This is a genomic window from Sphingomonas sp. RS6 (assembly GCF_054489705.1).
Genome location: NZ_JBTMWM010000001.1, coordinates 946,887 through 968,142, shown reverse-complemented (window position 1 = coordinate 968,142; position 21,256 = coordinate 946,887). Strand labels below are relative to the sequence as shown.

The 21,256-nt window shown below is 66.3% G+C and carries 19 protein-coding genes and 1 other RNA gene; 11 read left to right on the top strand and 9 right to left on the bottom strand.

The genetic code is table 11. The annotated features are described in order from the left end of the window. Positions 1-185 precede the first annotated feature (185 nt). Both ACX40Y_RS04605 and ACX40Y_RS04600 read left to right on the top strand, forming a co-directional pair. Positions 186-1,403, top strand: coding sequence for an ROK family transcriptional regulator (locus ACX40Y_RS04605; RefSeq protein WP_459118340.1), 1,218 nt, complete (start codon positions 186-188; stop codon positions 1,401-1,403). Positions 1,404-1,427: 24 nt separating this feature from the next. Then, on the top strand, positions 1,428-2,756 hold the full coding sequence (locus ACX40Y_RS04600) for a sugar porter family MFS transporter (protein ID WP_459118339.1): 1,329 nt from the start codon (positions 1,428-1,430) through the stop codon (positions 2,754-2,756). A gap of 4 nt (positions 2,757-2,760) precedes the next feature. On the opposite strand, the gene ACX40Y_RS04595 is transcribed toward ACX40Y_RS04600, so the two are convergent. The 3 genes from ACX40Y_RS04595 to ACX40Y_RS04585 form a co-directional block, all read right to left on the bottom strand. Continuing rightward, entirely contained in the window at positions 2,761-4,026 is a 1,266-nt protein-coding gene (locus ACX40Y_RS04595; RefSeq protein WP_459118338.1) for a DUF445 domain-containing protein, read from the bottom strand. A 145-nt stretch (positions 4,027-4,171) separates the two neighbouring features. After that, complete coding sequence (locus ACX40Y_RS04590; protein WP_459118337.1) at positions 4,172-7,327, bottom strand: efflux RND transporter permease subunit; 3,156 nt, start codon at positions 7,325-7,327, stop codon at positions 4,172-4,174. 12 nt (positions 7,328-7,339) lie between these two features. After that, positions 7,340-8,524, bottom strand: coding sequence for an efflux RND transporter periplasmic adaptor subunit (locus tag ACX40Y_RS04585; RefSeq protein WP_459118336.1), 1,185 nt, complete (start codon positions 8,522-8,524; stop codon positions 7,340-7,342). A gap of 300 nt (positions 8,525-8,824) precedes the next feature. On the opposite strand from ACX40Y_RS04585, the gene ACX40Y_RS04580 reads away from it, so the two are divergent. Beyond that, positions 8,825-9,544, top strand: coding sequence for an SIMPL domain-containing protein (locus tag ACX40Y_RS04580; RefSeq protein WP_459118335.1), 720 nt, complete (start codon positions 8,825-8,827; stop codon positions 9,542-9,544). A 65-nt stretch (positions 9,545-9,609) separates the two neighbouring features. Here ACX40Y_RS04580 and ACX40Y_RS04575 read toward each other — a convergent pair whose 3' ends face one another. The 3 genes from ACX40Y_RS04575 to ACX40Y_RS04565 all read right to left on the bottom strand — a co-directional run bounded on the left by ACX40Y_RS04575 (position 9,610) and on the right by ACX40Y_RS04565 (position 10,669). Further along, the gene (locus ACX40Y_RS04575) at positions 9,610-9,867 is read right to left on the bottom strand and encodes a GlsB/YeaQ/YmgE family stress response membrane protein (protein WP_459118334.1); all 258 of its coding nucleotides are present in this window, start codon (positions 9,865-9,867) and stop codon (positions 9,610-9,612) included. A gap of 173 nt (positions 9,868-10,040) precedes the next feature. Then, positions 10,041-10,340, bottom strand: coding sequence for a CtrA inhibitor SciP (gene sciP / locus ACX40Y_RS04570; RefSeq protein ID WP_459118333.1), 300 nt, complete (start codon positions 10,338-10,340; stop codon positions 10,041-10,043). 101 nt (positions 10,341-10,441) lie between these two features. Continuing rightward, positions 10,442-10,669, bottom strand: coding sequence for a hypothetical protein (locus tag ACX40Y_RS04565; RefSeq protein WP_459118332.1), 228 nt, complete (start codon positions 10,667-10,669; stop codon positions 10,442-10,444). A 158-nt stretch (positions 10,670-10,827) separates the two neighbouring features. Here ACX40Y_RS04565 and mnmA point away from each other — a divergent pair, with 158 nt between their 5' ends. From mnmA to ACX40Y_RS04545, 4 genes are all read left to right on the top strand, one after another. Continuing rightward, complete coding sequence (mnmA, locus tag ACX40Y_RS04560) at positions 10,828-11,937, top strand: tRNA 2-thiouridine(34) synthase MnmA (protein WP_459118331.1); 1,110 nt, start codon at positions 10,828-10,830, stop codon at positions 11,935-11,937. A gap of 165 nt (positions 11,938-12,102) precedes the next feature. After that, positions 12,103-13,116: a phytanoyl-CoA dioxygenase family protein gene (locus ACX40Y_RS04555; RefSeq protein ID WP_459118330.1), complete on the top strand. Its 1,014-nt coding sequence runs from the start codon at positions 12,103-12,105 to the stop codon at positions 13,114-13,116. A gap of 183 nt (positions 13,117-13,299) precedes the next feature. Continuing rightward, positions 13,300-14,955, top strand: coding sequence for a capsular polysaccharide export protein, LipB/KpsS family (locus ACX40Y_RS04550; protein ID WP_459118329.1), 1,656 nt, complete (start codon positions 13,300-13,302; stop codon positions 14,953-14,955). Next, positions 14,952-16,226, top strand: coding sequence for a capsule biosynthesis protein (locus ACX40Y_RS04545; protein WP_459118328.1), 1,275 nt, complete (start codon positions 14,952-14,954; stop codon positions 16,224-16,226). The genes ACX40Y_RS04550 and ACX40Y_RS04545 overlap by 4 nt, the downstream gene beginning before the upstream one ends. Here ACX40Y_RS04545 and ACX40Y_RS04540 read toward each other — a convergent pair. Then, positions 16,190-16,876 carry a fatty acid desaturase CarF family protein gene (locus ACX40Y_RS04540; protein WP_459118327.1) on the bottom strand — a complete coding sequence of 229 codons (687 nt, stop codon included), beginning with the start codon at positions 16,874-16,876 and terminating at the stop codon, positions 16,190-16,192. The genes ACX40Y_RS04545 and ACX40Y_RS04540 overlap by 37 nt on opposite strands. A gap of 188 nt (positions 16,877-17,064) precedes the next feature. Between ACX40Y_RS04540 and ACX40Y_RS04535 the strand changes: the two genes are divergently transcribed. Next, entirely contained in the window at positions 17,065-18,252 is a 1,188-nt protein-coding gene (locus ACX40Y_RS04535) for a glycosyltransferase family 4 protein (RefSeq protein ID WP_459118326.1), read from the top strand. Positions 18,253-18,311: 59 nt separating this feature from the next. Here ACX40Y_RS04535 and ssrA read toward each other — a convergent pair. Beyond that, positions 18,312-18,657: a transfer-messenger RNA gene (gene ssrA / locus ACX40Y_RS04530) on the bottom strand. Positions 18,658-18,716: 59 nt separating this feature from the next. Here ssrA and ACX40Y_RS04525 point away from each other — a divergent pair. Continuing rightward, entirely contained in the window at positions 18,717-19,148 is a 432-nt protein-coding gene (locus ACX40Y_RS04525) for an RrF2 family transcriptional regulator (RefSeq protein ID WP_459118325.1), read from the top strand. 2 nt (positions 19,149-19,150) lie between these two features. Here the strand turns inward: ACX40Y_RS04525 and mscL are convergent, their stop codons facing one another. Further along, a complete protein-coding gene (gene mscL / locus ACX40Y_RS04520) occupies positions 19,151-19,609 on the bottom strand; it encodes a large conductance mechanosensitive channel protein MscL (protein ID WP_459118324.1) in 459 nt (152 codons plus the stop codon). A 146-nt stretch (positions 19,610-19,755) separates the two neighbouring features. On the opposite strand from mscL, the gene ACX40Y_RS04515 reads away from it, so the two are divergent. Together ACX40Y_RS04515 and ACX40Y_RS04510 are read left to right on the top strand one after the other, a co-directional pair. Beyond that, positions 19,756-20,346, top strand: coding sequence for a LemA family protein (locus tag ACX40Y_RS04515; protein ID WP_459118323.1), 591 nt, complete (start codon positions 19,756-19,758; stop codon positions 20,344-20,346). A 23-nt stretch (positions 20,347-20,369) separates the two neighbouring features. Then, entirely contained in the window at positions 20,370-21,254 is an 885-nt protein-coding gene (locus ACX40Y_RS04510; RefSeq protein ID WP_459118322.1) for a TPM domain-containing protein, read from the top strand. The last annotated feature ends 2 nt before the right edge of the window (positions 21,255-21,256 follow it).

Genomic DNA, 21,256 nt, shown 5'->3' with positions numbered 1-21,256 from the left:
TCTCCCCAAGTGCGGGCGGCGCAAGCAAGTCCGGCTGCCGGTCCGCGATTATCGATCGTCGTCAACCTGTTGGGCGAGCGGCGATACCGCTGTCCAGATTTTATTCATCAAATTTACGAATTCAACGCCGACAGCGTTGCCGCGCTCTTGTCTTGACCGCCGAATTCGCTGTTATTGCAATAGTCATGAGCAGCCGTCCCCCGATCCGCCTGTCCGGCACCAATCTCGAGCGAGCGGCCGATCACAATCAGCGCGTGACGCTCCACGCGATCCGCGTCAACGGTTCGCTTACGCGCGTAGACCTCGCCGCCATCACCGGGCTAACCCCGGCGGCGATCGCCAACATCACCAAACGGTTGCTCGCCGATGGGCTCATTCTCGAGGCGGGGCGGCGGTTCGGGAGTCGCGGACAGCCTCCGACGAACCTGGTCATCAATCCGGCCGCCTGCCATTCGCTCGGGCTGAATGTCGATCGCGACCATGTCACGCTGGTGCTGGTCGACTTCCTCGGACAGACGATCGCGCGTGCCAGCCGCGAGGTCGAGTTCGCACTGCCCGAGGCCGTTGCCGACTTTTACCGCGAGGCGGCGCCGACGATGATCGCCGATGCGGGCATTGATCCGGCCCGGATCGTCGGCCTGGGCGTTGCCAGCCCCGACGATCTCGGGCTGATCGATCTGCCGGGCAAGCCCGATGCCTATCGCCGCTGGGAGGCAGTCGATTTCGCCGATCTGCTGGCAACGCCGCTCGACATTCCGGTCTTCGTCGAGAACGATGCCGCTGCTGCCGCGATGGGCGAACTGCAGCTTGGCCTCGGACTTCGCCATTCGAGCTTTTTCTACATCCTGATCTCGTCGGCGCTTGGCGGCGGCCTCGTCATCGACAGCAACTATTTTCGCGGTGCCAACGGGCGCAGCGGCGAACTCGGCTTTCTGACCCACCGGGACCCGGATGGCGTTACCCGCCAGATCCAGAGTCATGTTTCACTTTCGGGTATGGCAGCACCGCTCGAAGACGCCGGCTTTTCGTTGAGCGACCTGCTCGCCGCCACGGGCGACGATCCTTCGCTGGAAGCCGTCATCGAGGCCTGGATCGAGGAAGCCGCCGAACTACTCACCGACCCGCTGATCGCGGTAAACTGCCTGATCAACCCGGAGGCGGTGCTGATCGGCGGACGGCTTCCCGGCCGCTATGTCGACCGGCTGGCCGAACGGATCGCCGCCCGGCTCGCGCGCGAGGGCGGCAATGCGCCGGCCATTTCGCCGATCATGCGGGCGAGCCTCGCCGAGGATGCGCCGGCAGTCGGCGCTGCGATCCTGCCGTTCAGCTATTTCCTGCTGCCCAAGAGCAACGTGCTGTGGAAAGCCGCCGAACCGCGTGCCGCCGATAGTCTGTCTGCCTGAACCCAAGCCTGTAAGGCACAACGCATGAACGATACCCGTGCCACCACGAAGAGCCGCATCGCCATCGCCGCCGCGCTCGCCGGTCTGCTGTTCGGATTCGACACCGCCGTCATCTCTGGGGTCACGGCGCCGATCACCACGGCCTTTGGCCTAAGTCCTGCGGGCACGGGCGTTGCGGTCTCGGCGGCGCTCATCGGCACGCTGATTGCCGCGCTTGGCGCCGGTATCCCCGGGGATCGGTTCGGCGCGCGTGCGGTACTACGCTGGGTGGGTGTGGGGTTCATTCTGTCCGCGCTTGGCTGCGCGCTTGCGTGGGATCTGGCGAGTTTCGTCGCATTCCGCTTCATCGGCGGCCTCGCGATCGGCGGCTCGTCAGTCCTCGCGCCGGTTTTCATCGCCGAAATCAGCCCCGCTCATCGCCGTGGTGCCCTTGTCGGGCTGTTCCAGGTTTCGATCGTGACCGGCATTCTGGCGGCCTATTGCAGCAACGCGGTGCTTGCCGCGCTGATCGCCGAGGACCAGGGGTGGCGTTGGAAGCTGGCGGCGATGGTGGTGCCCGGCATCGTCTTTCTCGCCGCCATGTTCACGATTCCGCAGAGCCCGCGCTGGCTCGCCGCACGTGGACGAGAGCGCGAGGCGCTCGAAGTAGCGGCGCGGATCGGCCTGAGCGATTGGACGCTCGCCCCGCCCGAGCGCGGTGGCGAGGCCAGGCTGGCCTGGGCGCGGCACCGGAAACCGATCCTGCTGGCGCTCGCCGTCGCCAGCTTCAACCAGCTGAGCGGGATCAACGCGATCCTCTATTACCTCAACGACATCTTCGCGACCGCAGGCTTCAGCCAGATCTCGGCCGACGTGCAGGCCGTGACGATCGGCGCCGCCAACCTCGCCGCCACGCTGTTCGCGATGACGGTGATCGATCGCATTGGGCGCCGCACCTTGCTGCTGGTGGGCGCGGCCGGCACCGCTGCCGCACTGTTCGGGGTCGCCGGCGTCTATTCGGTCAGCGGCTACGAGGCGCTTCTGCTGCCCCTGTTGATTGTCTTCATCGTGTTCTTCGCCGTCTCGCAAGGTGCGGTGATCTGGGTCTATCTGTCCGAAATCTTCCCGACCGCCGTTCGGGCGCGCGGCCAGGCGCTGGGCAGCGCGACGCATTGGATATGGGCGGCGGTGTTGAGCTTTGGCTTTCCGGTCATCGCCGAGATTTTCAGTCGCGCGCTGCCGTTCTGGCTGTTCGGCGCGGCAATGGTCGTCCAGTTCGTCGTCGTCCTGCGCTTTTTCCCGGAGACGAAGGGCATCGCGCTCGAGGCGATGGAGGAGGCACTCGACACGCCCGCCTGGCAGTCGCGCCACTGAGCCACTAGAGCGCCAGATCGATCGCGTGGATCGCCACGCCGACGAGGCCGCCGACCAGCGTGCCGTTGATGCGGATATATTGCAGGTCGCGCCCCACCGCATTTTCGAGCCGCACCGTCACCGTCTCCGCGTCCCAGCCGCGGATCGTGTCCGACACCAGCCGGACGATGCCATCGCCATAGTCCGATGCCGCGCCCACCGCCGCTCGGCGGACGAAGCGGTTGATCGTCCGCGCCAGCTTCGCGTCGGTCTGGAGCGTGGCGCCCAGCTGGCGCAGCGCCTCGCCCATGCGGCCGCCCAGCGCCCGTTCGGGATCGCGCGCGAGCCGCAGCATCGCCGCCCGGCTCTGCTCCCACAGCCCGTCGATCCAGCGCTGGAACGCCTGGTTCTCCAGCATCTCCGCCTTGAACGTCTCGACGCGTTCGCGCAGCTCGGGATCGTCCTGAAGCCGCTCGGCGAGCCGCTCGAGCCCCTCCTCGGCCTTGAGCCGCAGCGGGTGCGCGGGATCCTCGGCCATCTCGTCGAGCAGCTTCTGCAATCCTTCGATGATCTTGGTCGCCAGCGTTTCGTCGAGCCCGGTCCAGCGCATCACCGAACCGGCGCGGGCATGCACCATCTCGCGGATCAGATGGTCGTTCGCCTCGAGCATCCGCGCCGCCCAGCGGACCATCGAATCGAGCAGCGGCAGATGGCGCTGGTTCGCGATCGCCGCGGCCAGCGCCTGGCCGGCGAGCGGCGCCACGTCGATCCCACGCAGCCGCGTCGCGATCGCCGTCTTCACCATGCCGCCCAGCCGCTCCTGATCGAGCGATTCGAGCAGATAGGCCGCCAGCCGCGAGGCGCCCGCGCCGATCCGGCCGTTGCCATGCGCCGGCGCCGCCAGCCAGCGCCCGGCGGCGCCCGCCATGTCGAGCCGCTGCATCCGCCGCGCCACCACGCGCGGGATCAGGAAATTGTCGCGCAGGAACTGGCCCAGCGTATCAGCGATCCGATCCTTGTTGCGCGGCACGATCGCAGTGTGCGGGATCGGCAGGTGCAGCGGATGGCGGAACAGCGCAGTGACCGCGAACCAGTCGGCGAGCCCGCCGACCATCGCCGCTTCGGCAAAGGCGCGGACGAAGCCGATCGCGGGATGCACGCCGTCGAAGTGGCGCGCGGCGAGGAAGATCGCCGCCATGAACAGCAGCAGCCCCGTCGCGACGAGGCGCATGCGCCGGAGCCCCCGCGGTGCGGGCTCGCGTAGCGACGAACGGACAAGCATCATCGCCATTCAACGTCGCAATGGTGCCGTGCGCTCCGTTGCGGGATCGATTTGCGAAACGAACGGCGGTTTCGGGAGCCTCATCGCACGATCATGCGCCGCGTGCTTGCCCACGGCAAGAACCGGGAGGCGAAATGCCGCCCCCCGGCCCGGCTCATTCGGCCGGCTGGCTGGAATCGTCGCCGGGCTTGTGATCGATCGCGCCCGGAGCGTCGACCGGCCCGATTACCCGGCTGCCATCGTCGCCGGGGCGATAGGTGAGCAGCCGGCGCGACAGCTTCGGGCCGAGCCACTGTTCCAGCCCGACCGCGAGGCTGAACAGCGCGGGCACGATCACCAGCGTCAGCACCGTCGAGAGGATCAGGCCGCCGATCACCACCACACCCATCGGCGCGCGCCACGAGGAGTCGCCGTTGAGCGACAGCGCGGTCGGCACCATGCCCGCCACCATCGCGATCGTCGTCATGACGATCGGCTGGGCGCGCTTGTGCCCGGCATCGACGATCGCGGTCATTTTCGGCACGCCCTTGTACATCTCCTCCAGCGCGAAATCGATCAGCAGGATCGAGTTCTTGGCGACGATGCCGAACAGCATCAGGATGCCGATAAACACCGGCAGCGACAGCGGCATGTCGAGCAGCATCAGCATGATCAGCCCGCCCAGCGGGGCGTTGAGCAGCGAGCCCATGTTGACCAGCGGCGACATGAAGCGGCGATAGAGCAGCACCAGCACCGCGAAGACGAGGAACACGCCCGCCGCCAGCGCGATCATGAAGTTGCTGATCATCTCGCTCTGCCACTTGGCCTGGCCGACGGTCATCTCGTTCACGCCCAGCGGCAGCTTCTTCATCACCGGCAGTTCGTGGATCTGCTTCATCACGTCGCTCGACACGAACGGCTTGCCGGTCGCCGGATTGATCGCGAGGTCCGCGCCCACCACCAGACGGCGCTGCAGGTTCAGCCGCTCGATCTTGGTCGGGCCGGCACCGAAACGGATGTCCGCCACCACCGACAGCGGCACCGATTGGCCGCTCTGGGTCGGCACGCGCATGTCGCGCAGCGTCGACAACCGGGCGCGCGCGTCCTCGTTGATCGCCACGCGGATCGGAATCTGGCGATCGGACAGCGAGAATTTGGCGCTGTTCTGCTCGATATCGCCCAGCGTCGCGACGCGGATCGCGTTCGACAGCGCAGCGGTGGTCACGCCCAGATCGGCCGCGAGGTCGAGCCGCGGGGTAATCACGATCTCGGGCCGCTGCAGGTCGCCCGAAATGCGCGGCGCGACCACGCTGTTCAACCCCTCCATCTGCTTGACCAGCTTGAGCGCGGTTTCGTTGAGCAGCGCGGGATCCTCGCCGCCGAGCGTGATCGTGATGTCGCGACCCGACGATCCCCAGCCGAACTGCGAGCGGAAGTTCACCCGCGCATCGGGGATCGCCATCAGCTGCGGGGCGACGCGCTTCTCGAACTCGGTGCTCGTTTCGGGGCGATCTTCCTTCAGATGGGCGGTCACGCGGCCATTGCCGACAAAGGTGCGCGCATAGGTGTGCGTCACCAGCGGCTCGGCACGCAGGATCTGGGCGACGCGCTGCACGACGCGATCGGTCTGCTCGAGCGTGGTGCCCGGCACCATCTCGATCGTCGCGGTGACGCTTTCCTGGTCCTCTGCCGGCTGGAAGGTCTGCGGCATCGTGACGAACAGCGCGACGGTCGCGCCGAGCGACAGCGCATAGCCGGCGACCGCCGCCCAGCGGTGCATCAGCGTCCACTGGAGCAAGCGGACATAGAGGTCCATAACCCGGCCGCCGCCATGTTCGGCATGGCCGTGCGCCTTCAGGAAATAGGCCGCGATCATCGGCGTCAGCAGACGCGCGACCGCCAGCGACATCAGCACCGCGGCAACGACGGTGAGGCCGAAATTCTTGAAGAACTGGCCCGAAATGCCGGGCATCAGGCCCACCGGCAGGAACACCGCGACGATCGACATGGTGGTAGCGAGCACCGCGACGCCGATTTCGTCCGCCGCGTCGATCGCCGCCTGATAGGCGGATTTGCCCATCCGCATATGGCGCACGATATTCTCGATCTCGACGATCGCGTCGTCGACGAGCACGCCCGCTACCAGGCTGAGCGCCAGCAGCGTCATCTGGTTGAGCGTGAAGCCCAGCATGTCCATGAACCAGAAGCTGGGGATCGCCGAGAGCGGGATGGCGAGGGCCGAGATCAGCGTCGCGCGCCAGTCGCGCAGGAAGATGAACACGACGATGACGGCGAGCACCGCCCCCTCGATCATCGCCTCCATCGCCGTGTTATACTGTTCCTCGGCATATTTGCTGGCATTGTCGAGCAGCTCGAACTTGACCTTGGGATTGGTCTTTTCCAGCTCGCGCAACTTCGCCTCAGCGTCGTGGAAGATCGTCACGTCCGACGCGCCCTTGGCGCGCTGGATGTCGAACGAGATCACCGGATGCCCGTCATAGCGCGCTAGGCTGCGCTGTTCGGCATAGCCGTTCTTGACGTTGGCGATATCGGCCAGCCGCACCGTGCGGCCGCCACCGGTGGAGATCTGGGTCTGGCCCAGCGTATAGGCGTCCTTGGCGTTGCCGATCACGCGCACCGACTGTTCGAAGCCGGAGATTTCGGCGCGACCGCCCGCCGCGTTGAGATTGACCAGCCGCAGCTGCTGGTTGACGTCGTTCGCGGTCAGCCCGAAGCTGGCGAGCTTGGCGGGATCGAGCACCACGCTGATCTCGCGGTTGACGCCGCCGTTGCGGTTGACCGCGGACATGCCGGAAACCGACAGCAGCTCCTTCGACACGGTATTGTCGATATACCAGGACAGGTCCTCGACGGTCATGTCGGTCGCGACCGCGGTGAAGCTGGCAACCTCGTTGCCGCTGGCGGTGTCGACACGGCCGACCTGTGGCTCGAGAATGCCGTCGGGCAGGTTGCCGCGGATCTGCTGGATCGCGCTGCGCACATCTTCGACCGCACGGTCGATCGGCGTGCCGATGTCCAACTGCACGACGGTCTGGCTGTTGCCTTCGGAGACCGTCGAGTTGATCTCGTCGATCCCCTGGAGACTGCGGACGGCCGCCTCCACCTGCTGCGTCACCTGCGTTTCGAGCTCGCTCGGCGCGGCGCCGGGCTGGCTGATCGAGATCCAGACGATCGGGAAGTCGATATCCGGATCGTTGTTGACGTCCATGCGCGAGAAGCTGACCAGCCCCGCCACGGTCAGGAACAGGAACAGGACGATGGGCGGAACCGGGTTGCGGATCGCCCAGGCGGAAATGTTGCGGAAGCCCATCGCCCGGTCCCCTTACTTCTTCAGCCGCTGCGGAATGACCTTCTGGCCGGGGTTCAGGAACGCACCCGCCGTCATCACCACGCGTTCGTTCCCGGTGAGCCCCGATCGGATCGCAATGCCGTCCTCGGAGACCTCGCCCGTGGTGACGTTGCGCCGCACCGCTTCGTTCTTGTCGTTGAGGATATAGACGAAATTGCCCTCGGGGTCACTCTGCACCGCCGATTGCGGCAGCGTCACCGCCGACACCTGGCCGGCGACGATGCGCGCGGCAGCAAAACCGCCCGGGCGGAGCGCAGGATCATAGGGCAGCGCGATGCGGGCGATGCCCTGGCGCGTCGTCGGATCGATCACCGGGGAAATCTGCCACACCTCGCCCTTGAACGTATCGCGCGTGCCCACCGGCGTCACCTCGGCCGGCGCGCCGACATGAAGCTTCTGGATGTCGCCCTCGGCCAGCTGGGTGCGCAGCTCCATCTGGCCGTTCATCGCCATGCGGAACAGCACACCCGATCCGCCGCTGACGATCTGACCCGGTTCCACCTGACGCGCGAGCACCAGCCCGGCCTCGGGCGCGCGGATGTCGAGCCGGCGGTTGCGCGCCTGCGTCTCGGCCAGCTGCGCCTTGGCGACGCGAACGCGCGCGAGCGCCTGGTCGCGGGTCGCCGTGCGCTGATCGATATCGGCCTGCGAGATGAAGCCGTTCGAGACCAACTTCTGCGCGCGTTCGAGATTGGCCTGGGCGAGCTTGGCATCGGCCTCTGCCACGCGGATCTGGGCCGCCAGCGATTCGGCGGTTTCCGCCTGTACCGAACGGTCGACGGTCGCGAGCACTTCGCCCTTCTTCACCCAGCTGCCCGCATCGACGAGCACGCGCGTCACCACGCCGCCTTCGCCGACGACGCCAACCGGCATCTCGCGCCGGGCGGCAAGGCTGCCGGTGCCGGTGACGATCGTCGCCGCGCTCACCTTGCCAGGCACGTCGAAGGTGACCGTCGGCAACTGGCTGTTGCGTTCGCCCGCCCCCTTGGCGGCCGCCGCCTGCTTCTCGCCACCCGAGCCCATCATCACGGCAGCGGCGATCAGCAGCAGGACCAGTACGGCCGCGGCGATCCACAGCACGCGCCGCTTGCGCCGCACGGGCTCGCCCTCGTAACCGAGCCGCTCCTGCCGTCCCAACATCCGTCCCTCGTAATTCATGTGCCCACCCCGCCGCGGACGCACCGGCGTCCATAGGTCACACTGTATTATATGAATATATCACCGCCGGCAAGGGCCGTGTTTCGCGACTGCGCGTCAATGCCCGTTCGTCGCCTGCCACGCAAGTCAAACGCGCCGGGAATGCGGCGATTGCAAGTTCATGCAAATCATGGTTCACGGGCGATCAAGTCGCCGGAACGGCCGTGGCAGACGCCGTTGCCGCGAATCCCCCGCCCGTTCAGCCTGCGTTCGTCCGCGATCGGCGATGGCGGCATGCGATAACAATGGGAGCAACCACCTATGATCCGTATTCTCTCGCTCGCCGCGCTGGCGTCGCTGGCCGCTGCTCCCGGCGCGGTCGCGCAGGTCGCGCCGCCACCGGCGATGGTGCCCGAAGGAACGATCCTCGACGTCGTGGCCGAGGGCGCGAGCGTGCAGACGCCCGACCTCGCCACGATCCAGGCGGGGGTCGTCACCAACGCGCCGACCGCCGCCGATGCGATGCGCCAGAACGCGGCGAAGATGGCCGACATCCTGGCCGCGCTGCGCAAGGCCGGCGTCGCCGAGCGCGACCTGCAAACCGCCTCGATCAACCTCAACCCGCAATATCGATACAAGGAGAACGAGCCGCCGGCGGTGACCGGCTACCAGGCGTCGAACCAGGTGACGGTGCGTTTCCGCGATATCGCGAAAAGCGGGGCGATCCTCGATGCGCTGGTGGCGCAGGGGGCGAACAGCATTTCAGGGCCGAGCCTTTCGGTCGACAAGTCCGATGCCGCGCTCGATGCGGCTCGCCGCGACGCGATTGCCCGCGCGCGTGCACGGGCCGATCTCTATGCGAGCGCGGCGGGGATGCGTGTCGATCGCATCCTGATGATTTCGGAAGGCGATGCACCGGCGGCGCCGCGCCCCGGGCCGATCGCGATGGAAATGACCCGGTCGGTCGCCCCGCAGACCGAGGTGGTGCCGGGCGAACAGCGTATCACGGCGACGCTGTCGGTACGGTTCCTGCTCAAGTAAGCGGGCATTGAAAAAGGGGCCGCCTCGCGAGAGGCAGCCCCTTTTTTCCATTGTACCTGCCAGCGTTAGCGAACGGCACCGCGACGAACGAGGTTGACGATCGCGAGCAGGATCACCGCACCGAGCAGCGACACCAGGAACGTGGTCGGCGTGATCACGCCGCTGTTGATGTTGCCGCCGAACAGCAGACCGCCGATAAAGGCGCCGACAATACCGACGATGATGTTCAGGAAGATGCCCTGCTGTGCATCGGTCCGCATGATAATGCTCGCAAGCCAACCGACGACGCCGCCGATGACGAGCCAAATGATGAAACCTACCATCTGTCCCTCCTTTACTTGCCCAGCGTGCCGGGCGACGAAAGGAAAAATCCACGAGCATTCGCTTTGTTCCGGCAGCGGCGCCCCGCCGTAGCAACAATGCCCCGAAACGGGCACGGCCCGCGTGCCGATAAGGCGCGCGGGCCGTTGTTCGGGCCGGATGGGTAACCTCAGGCTCAGTATTTCTGCTGGCGCTCGTACAGCGATCGATAATGCTGGATCCGCGTCACGCGCAGCCCGGGCATGCCCGACCGGTCGATCGCCCGCTGCCAACCGGCGAATTCCTCGACGGTGAGGCCATAGCGTTCGCAGACTTCGTCCACAGTCAGAAGCCCGCCATTGACGGCGGCGACAACCTCGGCCTTGCGGCGCACGACCCAGCGGGTCGTATCGGGCGGAGGCAGCGTCTCGAGCGTCAGCGGTTCACCAAGCGGGCCGATGACCTTTGCGGGACGGATCTTCTGATTCTCAATCATTTATCGACCTCGATCGGGGCGAACCCCTGTTACTCAACGCTGAAGCGATCGATACCCAAACGCCTTGAACAACGATTAAAATGGCAAGGTAAACGCACGCTTCACACTGGCTGCCACCGGCTGAGCGCCGCCGCCGCCATCCGATGGAACGCGCCATCGGCGGGAGCGAGCAGCGAGGCCGCAGTGGCCGGCATCGAAAGACGGGTCTGGGCACGCGCCGTCGGGCTGGCCGCCTGCCGGCTGGCGATCCCGACCAGCAAAATCGCCAGCCCGATCGGCATCGCGGTCACCGCGACGTTGCGATCCTGCCGGGCAAAACTTAAGTCCACGAACGCGATTCCTGTTCCGTCTCTCTATAATGCCGTTTACGCCAAGAGTGCTGAAGGCCGCGTAAAGGCGATGAAAACCCTCGCTTAACCTCGGTTCCCGATTGCTTTCACCGCCGCCCGGGTGGCGCACGGAGGCAGATCGCCCTATCTGCGCGACGATGACGACAGGTGACTTCCAGCTGGCCGAGCCGCTTTCCGCACGACGAATCGTCGTGGCGATGTCCGGCGGCGTCGATTCGTCGGTGGTGGCCGCGCTCGCCGCACGCACCGGCGCGGAGACGATCGGCGTCACGCTCCAGCTCTACGATCATGGCGAGGCGGTGGGCCGAGCCGGCAGCTGCTGCGCCGGCCGCGACATTCGCGACGCCCGCGCGGTGTGCGACAAGCTGGGCATCGCACATTATGTGTTCGATCATGCGAGCAGCTTCCGCGAGCAGGTGATCGATGATTTCGCCGACGAATATCTCGCCGGCCGCACGCCGATCCCGTGCGTGAAATGCAACATGGGGCCGAAATTCACCGATCTGTTCGCGCTCGCCCGCGATCTCGGCGCCGATTGCCTCGCCACCGGCCATTATGTCCGCCGCGTCCCCGGCGCGGGCGGCGCCGAGCTGCACCGCGCGATCGATCCCGCGCGTGACCAGAGCTACTTCCTGTTCGCCACCACCCAGGCCCAGCTCGACTATCTGCGCTTTCCGCTCGGCGGCCTGCCCAAGGCACGCGTGCGCGATCTCGCCGCCGAGCTCGGGCTCGGCGTCGCCGCCAAGCCCGACAGCCAGGACATCTGCTTCGTCCCCGATCGCGACTATGCCTCGCTCGTTCGCAAGCTGCGGCCCGAGGCCGAAGCGGTGGGCGACATCGTCGATGAATCGGGCCGCAAGCTGGGCGAGCATCGCGGGCTGATCCACTTCACCGTCGGCCAGCGGCGCGGGCTGGAGATCGGCGGGGCGCCCGAACCCTATTATGTCCTCCGGCTCAATGCGGCGACGCAGCAGGTGGTGGTCGGTCCGCGCCGCGCACTCGGCGTCGCTGCCGCGCGGATCGAACGCACCAACTGGATCGGCGGCGATCATGCCGGTCCGCTCACCGCGAAGGTCCGCAGCCTCGCCAAGCCGGTTCCGGCCCGGCTCGACGGCGACCGGGTGGTGTTCGACGCGCCTGAATATGGCGTCGCCCCGGGCCAGGCGGCGGTGCTCTATGCGGGCGAGCGGGTGCTCGGCGGCGGCTGGATCGCCGAAACCGAACGCGCGGAACAGTTCGCCGCCTGATTCACCAGTTGAAAACTTGGTCGGACGCCCGGGGGCAGAAGCGAAGCTGCCGCCGAAAGCATCCGGTCGCGTTTCCGGCAGGTCGTGTCGCCCGCAATATAATGAACTGTTGCGCTCGGCCGGCGTTGGCGGCACTGGGCCTCTCAGTTTGAGTGAGAGTTTTGAATGGCTTCACTGTTGGCGTCCCCGCTCTGGATCGCGCAGCTCGCCACCGGCGCGAAGTCGTTTCGTGACAATCCGCTGATCGGATCGCGACGGCTCAACGAATGGGGGCTGCACACCACGCGCACGCGGATCGCGCATGATCTCGCCTGGCGACGGCGCGCGCGACTGGCGGGCGCGCTCGATCCTGCGCATCGTGCGGCATTCGATTCCGACGGCTTCGTCATCATTCCCGACTTCCTGCCGCAGTCGACCTTCGCTGCGCTTCGCGACGGCGTGCTCGCCGGCCGCTTTCCCACGCGCGAGATGCGCCAGGGCGACACGATCACCCGGCGCGTCGCGATCGGCCCGGCGTTTCTGCGCGACGTGCCGGCAATGGCCGCGCTGCTGCGCGAGCCGCGCTTTCGTGCGCTGTCGCACTATGTCGCGAGCTTTCGCAGCGAGCCGCTCCACTACATCCAGACGATCCTCACCCACTGCGACCCGCGCGACCCCGATCCGCAGACGCGGCTGCACGCCGACACTTTCCACCCGACGTTGAAGGCATGGTTCTTCCTGAACGACGTCGAGCCGGAGGACGGGCCCTTCTGCTATGTTCCCGGTTCGCACCGACTTACGCCCACGCGGCTTACCTGGGAGCGCGAGCGCAGCCTGGAAGTGGCAGCGGGCGCGGATTTCCTATCGGCGCGCGGTTCGTTCCGCGTAGAGGACGATGCGCTGGCGGCGATGGGGCTGCCGGCCGCACAGCGCTTCCCGGTGCCGGCCAACACGCTGGTGATTGCCGATACCTGCGGGTTCCACGCGCGCGTGGCGGCGACACGACCCAGCCGCCGGCTTGAATTCTGGTCCTATTCGCGGCGCAATCCGTTTCTGCCCTGGTCGGGGCTCGATCCGCTCAGCGTGCGAGGTATTGCCGAGCGCCGGATCGATGCCATGTGGAAACTGCGCGACACATTTCAGAAACAACTAGGCCAGCCTTGGCAGCCCGCCGGTATCAAGCATGTACTCGACGACTAACGTGGAGACTATTGACTTGCACCTGCGCGATGTCGATGCGACACGAATGAGATGATGTCGGCGGTTTGACTTGGGCGCAGCCCGGTCAAAGGGGTGCTGGTCGGCGAGTAACGAAGTCAGGGGCCTGTCATGTCGCGCGTGAACCTTGGGGGCGATGGTCGAAGGCGTTCGGCCGCGGCGGCTGTGCAAGCCATCGCTGCGCCGCTGCCGTTCCTGCGCGTACCGCCCTTCCCGCGCGCCGATCCGGTCGCGCTGGCCTGGCCGGGCGAAGCAGCGGCGACGGACGATGCGGCGGCGGTGGCCGATGCATTGCGCGCTGCGCGGGTGGGCGGCCAGTTCTGGGGTGCGCAGCCGGCGCTGCCGTCGGTCAGTGGCGGCCTGGTGGTCCTGGCTCCCGGATCGGCCGCACAGGCGCGGGCGATGCTTTCGGCTCTCACCGAAACCGGTGACGATGCGGTGGCGGCCGGCCAGGCAGTGCTGGCCGGACGGGCGCAGCATGGTTTGCCGCCGATGCCGAACGTCGACGGTGCCGATCCCTGGTGGCTGGTCGCGCAGGCAAGGCTGGTGCTGGCCGATGCCGATGCAGAGATCGCGCTGGCTGCCGCGCTGGCCGGCTGTTCGGTGCGGACGTTCGGAACCGGGCGCTTTGCGGACGTCGGCGACGGCGGCTCGGCGCTTGCCGCCGCGATCGATCGCGAGCTTCTTTCGGGCGTCAGCTACCGCAATCCCTTCACCGGTGATGCAACCACCGCCATCGCGACGATCGTCCAGCTGACCGAATGGCGCACGATGATCGATTCGAACCGGATCATCGCACAGGTGCTCGGCGTGGCCGGCTGGAAACTTGCCACTGTCGAGGCGCTGGTCTGGGACGGCGCGAGCGGGCGACGGCACAAGCGGCCAGCCGCCGATGGGACCGCGCTGCTGTGGCGGTCGCACGTGCCCCCGCGCGTTCAGCAGCAGGTCGAGGCGTCGGCTGCGTCGATCGCCGAAATCGAGGACGGGTTCATCCGTTCGGTCGGGCTGGGCGCCAACTGCGTTCCGCCGCTATCGATCGTCATCGACCATCGTGGCGTCCATTTCGACCCTTCGCGACCCAGCGATCTCGAGCAGCTTCTGGAGGGCCATCGCTTCGACGCTGCGCTGGTCGATCGCGCCGCTGCGCTGGCGTGTCGCATCGTCGAATCCGGCGTGAGCAAATATGGCCGCGGAAACGAGCAACTCGCGCGACCGGGGGGCGCGCGTCGCCACGTCCTCGTCGCCGGGCAGGTGGAAGATGACCGGTCGGTAACGCTGGGCGGCGGTGGCAAGCGCAACCTCGACCTGCTGCAGGCCGCGCGCGACGCGGAACCCGATGCCTATCTCATCTACAAACCCCATCCGGACGTGGAAGCCGGCCATCGCAAGGGTGCAATCGATGACACCGTGGCGCTGCGGCTTGCCGACGCCATCGAGCGGGAAGCGACCATCTCCGCATTGCTCGACATGGTCGATGCAGTTCACGTGCTGACGTCGCTCGCCGGCTTCGAGGCTTTGTTGCGTGGGAAGCAAGTGTTCACCCACGGCACCCCTTTCTATGCGGGCTGGGGCCTCACCACGGATCTGGGCGCGATACCGACCCGGCGAACCGCGCGGCGGACGCTCGAAGAACTCGTTGCCGCAACGCTGATCCTCTACCCTCGCTATCTGGATCCGGTCACGCGGCTGCCCTGCCCGGTGGAAGTCCTGCTCGATCGCATGATTGCGGGGACCGCCGCGACGCCTGCGCCACTCGCGCGATTGCGTACAGTGCAAGGCAGCGTTAGACGCGCGTTTATGCGTATTGGATCGGCGCTATGAAGTATGTTCGCCCAATCAAGCGGTCGTTCCTGTTCCTCCAGGGGCCACCGGGGCCCTTTTTCTGGGAGTTAAGCGCGCGCATCGCCGAACGCGGCTATGGCGTTTATCGTATCAATCTTAATGGTGGCGATTGTCGCGACTGGCCCGAAGGGGGCGTCGACTATCGCGGCCGTGCCAGCGAATGGCCGATCTTCTTCGATCGCTTCATTCGCGAACACCAGATCACCGATCTGATCCTCTATGGCGATTGCCGGCCGATGCACCTGGCCGCACATCGGCTCGCCAAGCTTCGCGGGGTGGCAATCCACGTCTTCGAGGAAGGCTATATCCGTCCCGACTGGATGACCCTCGAACCCGATGGGGTGAACGGCCATTCGACGCTGACCCGCGACCCGGAAGCGATCCGCGCGCGCGCGAAGTCGCTGCCGCCGCTACCCGAATTGCCGCCGATCACCGCGAGCTTCGGCCGCCGGGCGCGCGACTCATACTGGTACTATCACCGCGTCGTCACAGGCCGCTTCCGATTCCCCTTCTACCGCTCCCATCGCAAGGGTGTGATCATCGTCGAAGGGCTCGGCTGGGCACGCAAGTTCGTCATGGCGAAGCATCGCGCCAAACTCGCCGTAGAAATACTCGCTACGATAGCGGACAAGCGCTTCTTCCTGTTCCCGCTGCAGCTGACGGGCGATTATCAGATCCGCGAACATTCGCCGTTCGGCACGATGCGGACCGCCGCCGACTATGTACTCGATAGCTTCGCAAACAATGCGCCAGCCGATGCACATCTCGTCGTCAAGGAACACCCGCTTTACTGCGGTTTCCACAACTGGCGGACGTTCATCCGGCGCCGTGCCGCGGCGCTCGGCATCGCCGACCGGGTCCATCATCTCGATGGCGGCGACCTCACCACGCTGGCCCAACGCTCGCAAGGCATGGTCTGCGTCAACAGCACGTCAGGTACGCTTGCGCTCGCTGCCGGCAAGCCGGTGATCGTGCTGGGCGATGCGATCTACGACGTGCCCGGCATCACCCATCAGGGCCATCTCGATCGTTTCTGGGATGCTCCGATGGCCCCCGACATGACGCTCTACGATGCCTTTCGCCGCGTCCTGCACGACCACTGCCTCGTGCGTGGCGGGCTGGCCAGCCAGTCGGCGACGGAAACGCTGATCGAGAACAGCCTGGCGCGGCTGATCGGTCAGGGCATGGTCGATGTCGATATTTTCGCCGAGCCTCAGGCGGTCGGCTCAAGCCCAGCATCGTCGAAATAACCGCGGCGACGGGCGGCATCGAAGATCCGGTTGACCAGCGGGTTGGACCAGCCGCAATTCGTCGCAAAGTCGCGGCGGAGCGTATCGTGGTGGATCTGGTGGGCCGCCGGTTGCATCAGCAGCCCCGCCCGCCGCATCACGCGCACGATCCAGGGATTGTCCGCGCGGTGAAGCGACCCGTGAAAATATTGCGCGAACGCGCCGCCGACGATCAGCGCCGCGCCGCCCGCCGCGATCCAGCCTGGAAAGCCAAGCCACAGCACCGCAAGGTTTAGAACAAGCGAGAACGGCAACGCCGCAAGGATCACCGTGCTGCCGATCAGGCGCCAGAGGTCGCGACGGCCGAGCGCATCGGGGCGCGGATGATGATTTTTGAAATCATAGACGAGCCGATCGAGCGGGCTCACCCCCGACATGCGTTCGCGAAACAAGGCCCGGTAATGATCCGATTCGCGCGATCCGGGATAGAAATAGAGCTGATCGAGACCCTTGCCGGGCGGGCAGGGCCGATAATCCATGTACATATGGACCAGGCCCGAGGCGAGATCGGCGAGGTACCAGCCGACCAGAAGTGCCGGCAGCACCAGCCAGCTGGGATCCAGCAAGGCAGCCGCCAGATTTCCCGCCAGCGACAGGAGAAAAAGCGGCATCAGGATGTTACGCGCCATGCCGTTCCGTCAATCCATTCGCAGATTCCTGGAGTATGAAACGCGTCTAGTCGCCATGTCTGCGGGCCGCAACGGCTTGATTTGCGAGCCGTGGGCGCGCAAGTCGCGGCAAACGTCGTGAAACATCAGAGACCTTCATCCTTTGCGCCCATATCGCGCTTGAACCGCCGGTGCTGGGTCGCACGACCCCGCCATTGGCGACGGCGCTGATCGCCGTGAAACGCGACCTGCTTCTGGACGTCAGCCGCCTGATCTGGCGCACCTGGGCGGGCCGGCTGCCGACCGGGATCGACCGGGTTTGCCTGGCCTATCTCGAACGGTTCGCCGGCCGCTCGCAGGCGGTGGTGCAGCGCGGCAACCTTCGCCGGATCGCCACCCCCGCGCTTTCCGACGCGTTGTTCGGGCTGTTGCTGGAAGGGGGCGCGCGGTTTCGCTCACGCGTCACGCGACTGGCGATGCGCGCGCTCGTCGAATCGCGCACCGGCGAGGGGGGCGGAGATCGGCTGTATCTCAACGTCGGCCATACCGGGCTGAACGCCCCGGGCCTCGTCGACTGGACCTCGCGCGCCAAGGTTCGGCCGGTCTATCTGATCCACGATCTCATCCCGATCACCCATCCCGAATTCTGCCGGGCTGGCGAGGAGGCGCGCCATCGCCTGCGGATGGAAAACGCCCTTGCCAGCGCGCGCGGCATCATCGGCAATTCGCAGGCGACGCTAGCGGATCTGGCGGCATTCGGCGCCGCGATGGGCCTGCCGTCGCCGCCGGCGCTGGCGGCCTGGCTGGGCGCGCCGCCGCTCCATGCCGGCGCCGCCCCGATCCGGCGCGAGCGACCCTATTTCGTCGTCCTCGGCACGATCGAGGGGCGCAAGAACCACGCCCTGCTGCTGCAGCTGTGGCGGCGGATGATCGAACGGGATGCGAGCACCTGCCCCGATCTGGTCATCATCGGCCAGCGCGGCTGGGAAGCCCAGGCGGCACTGGCGATGCTCGATCGGCTGCCGCTGATCGCGAACCACGTCCAGGTGATCGAGGACTGCACCGATGGTACGCTCGCCGGCTATCTGCGCGGATGCCGCGCCTTGCTGATGCCGTCGTTCGCCGAAGGCTATGGCCTGCCGGTGATCGAGGCGCTGGGCCTGGGCGCCCCCGTCATTGCCAGCGACCTGCCGGTGTTCCGCGAACTCGCCGGCGAACGGATCCACTATTGCGACCCGCTCGATGGACCGGGCTGGCTCGACGCGATCGGCACGTTTTTATCGGAACCGGATGCGGCCGAGGCTGCCGCCCAGCCGTTCCACATGCCGAGCTGGGACGATCATTTCGCCCGCGTCGAACCCTGGATGGCCACGCTCTGATCGATCTGGAGATGGGAAGGTCCAGGGGGTTCTGTTGCCCGGCCCCCCTGGCGGCCGCTGGAGTCCACTTCTGTTGCCCGGTGTGGCCCAACCGCGCATTTTAGAATAACCTTGGGCCGTTAAGCCGTGAGGTTACGCCGCAATAGCGAGTGCTTCGTTATCGTTGGCACTTGTGTAATGGGCCGTTGCGGTGGTCCCATTCCGAGCGAAGACAGCGCTTTTCAATACACGTCGATCCTGGTTCGGCCCCGTCAGAAACGGTGTCCAGATACACCACCGGTTATGGTGGAGCCGCCGGGTACTGCCCCCGGGTCCGCTGCATCTATTGCACGCCATTGTTTATCGCCATAGCCGGGCGAACCCGGCAGGACTCCATATAGGGCATCTGCGCTTAATGAAAAGGTCAGGTTGAATCGGATAATGGCCTTCACACCGCCGCATTCGATTGGCATGGAGAATGCATCATGTTGACGCAGCGTTCCCGTTACGCCCTCCGCGCGATGCTCTTCCTGGCCGAACAGCCCCTGGCAGGCGCGCCGGTGCCGATGAACCGGATCGCCGCCGAGGCCAATGTGCCGCGCAAGTTTCTCGAACTCATTCTCGCCGATCTGCGCGAAGCCGGCTTCCTGTTTTCCACGCGCGGCAAGATGGGCGGTTATCGCCTGTCGCGCGCGTCGCACCTGATCTCGCTGGGCGAGATCATCCGCGTGATCGAAGGGCCGCTGGCGCTGGTGCCCTGCGTCAGCCGCACCGCCTACCGCCCGTGCAAGGACTGCAAGGACGAGGCGAGCTGCGCAATCCGCCAGGCGATGGCCCGCGTTCGCGACGAGACCGCCCGCATCCTCGATGGCACCAGCCTGGCCGATGCCATCGCCGAGGATCTCGCCGCCGCCTGAGCTCAGGCTGCGCCGTTCCGCTTCTTCAGTTCGTCGCGGATTTCGCGCAGCAGCACCACATCGGCCGGATCGGCGGCGGGCGGCGCCTCGCCCTTCACCTTTTCCTGCTCCACCGAGGCAAGCAGGCGGTTCACGCTGCGCACCAGCAGGAACACGATGAACGCCAGGATCACGAAGTTGATCACCACGGTGATGAACTCGCCATAGCCGAGCAGCGGCACCCCCGCCGCCTTGAGCGCCGCATAATTGGTCGCCGAACCGCTATAGCCTTCGGGAATCGCGCCCAGGCGGATGAAATAGCTCGAAAAATCGAACCCGCCGAAGATCCAGCCGACCACCGGCATGATGATGTCGTCGGTCAGCGATTTGGTGATCGTGCCGAACGCCGCGCCGATGATGACGCCGACGGCGAGATCGAGGACGTTGCCGCGCGCGATGAACGTCTTGAATTCCTTGAACATTCGCCGTGTCTCCCATTGTCTGGCGTGGCCATGATGGCGGAAGCTGCGACGGATCGCCAACCCCGATCGTCCGATTTCCCTTCCGCTGTCGGGTGTCGCTACCATATAAGACACTTCGTTCGATGGGATTTGGAGGAACCTTGCCCATGAAGTTTCGTGCCGCACTGGTGCCGGTGGCAGCGCTGACGCTCTCGGCCTGCGGGCTCAACAGCGTCCCCACCGCAGAGGAAAATGCCAAGGCCAAATGGGCGGACGTGCAGGCGCAGTATCAGCGCCGCGCCGATCTCGTGCCCAATCTGGTCGCGACGGTGAAGGGCGCCGCTGCGTCGGAAGGCAAGATCCTGACCGACGTGATGGACGCCCGCGCCAAGGCGACCGCGGTACAGGTCAATGCCACCGACCTGACCGATCCGGCTAAGGTCCAGCAGTTCCAGCAGGCACAGCAACAGCTGGGCGGCTCGCTCTCGCGCCTGCTGGCGACGGTGGAATCCTATCCCGACCTCAAGAGCCAGGCCAATTTCACCACGCTGATGAGCCAGCTCGAAGGCACCGAGAACCGCATCACCATCGCGATCCGCGATTATAACCAGGCGGTGCAGGACTATAACACCCGCATCCGCACCTTCCCCGACGCGGTGGGCGCCAAGGTGTTCTACGGCGCCAAGCCGATGACGCCGTTCCAGGCCAAGGCGGGCGCAGACGTCGCCCCGACGGTGAATTTCGGGAACAGCAACTGATCCACACCGTCCCCGGAGCGTCGATGATGCGCCTGTTGCGCTTGTTCCTGCTGCTCGTCGCCCTGCTTGCAGGCGCGACGAGCGCAGCGGCCGATCCGAGCTTCCCCAAGCTCACCGGCCGGGTGGTCGACGATGCCCATCTGCTCTCGCCCGAGCAGGTAGCGCAGCTCACCCAGCTGTCGGCCGAGGTCGAGCAGGCGTCCAGCCGCCAGTTCGTGGTCGCGACGATCCCGGACCTGCAGGGCTATGACATCGCCGATTACGGCTATCAGCTGCTTCGGGCCTGGGGCATTGGCCAGAAGGATGCCAATAACGGCATCATCCTGATCGTCGCCCCAAACGAGCGGAAGGTTCGGATCGAAGTCGGCTATGGCCTCGAACCGATCATGACCGATGCCTTGTCGAGCCAGATCATCAACCAGGTGATCCTGCCGAAGTTCAAGGCGGGCGACATGGCGGGCGGGATCGTCGCGGGCGCGCAGGCGATCGGCGAGCAGATGAAACAGCCGCTCGAAGCCGCAGAGCAAAAGGCCAAGGCAGCGCAGGACGCCGCCGCCGCTGGACCGCGCCGGAAAGCGGGCGGTGGCAGCGCGCTGCCGATCGGGCTGTTGTTCTGGTTCATCCTTCTCGTCGTGATCCTGGTCCCGATGCTTTCCCGGTTCGGCGGCAAGCGGCGGCCGGGACCGTGGGGCGCGCGTCGCTATCGCAGTCATGACGACGGCGCGCTGCCGATCATCCTGTGGACGATCGCAAGCGAGATCGGCCGTGCGGCGTCGCGTCGCGATGACGATGATTGGGGCGGTGGTGGCGGCTGGGGCGGCGGTGGCGGCGGCTGGGGCGGCGGCGGCGGTGGCTTTTCCGGCGGCGGTGGATCTGGCGGTGGCGGTGGCGCCTCGGGGAGCTGGTGAGA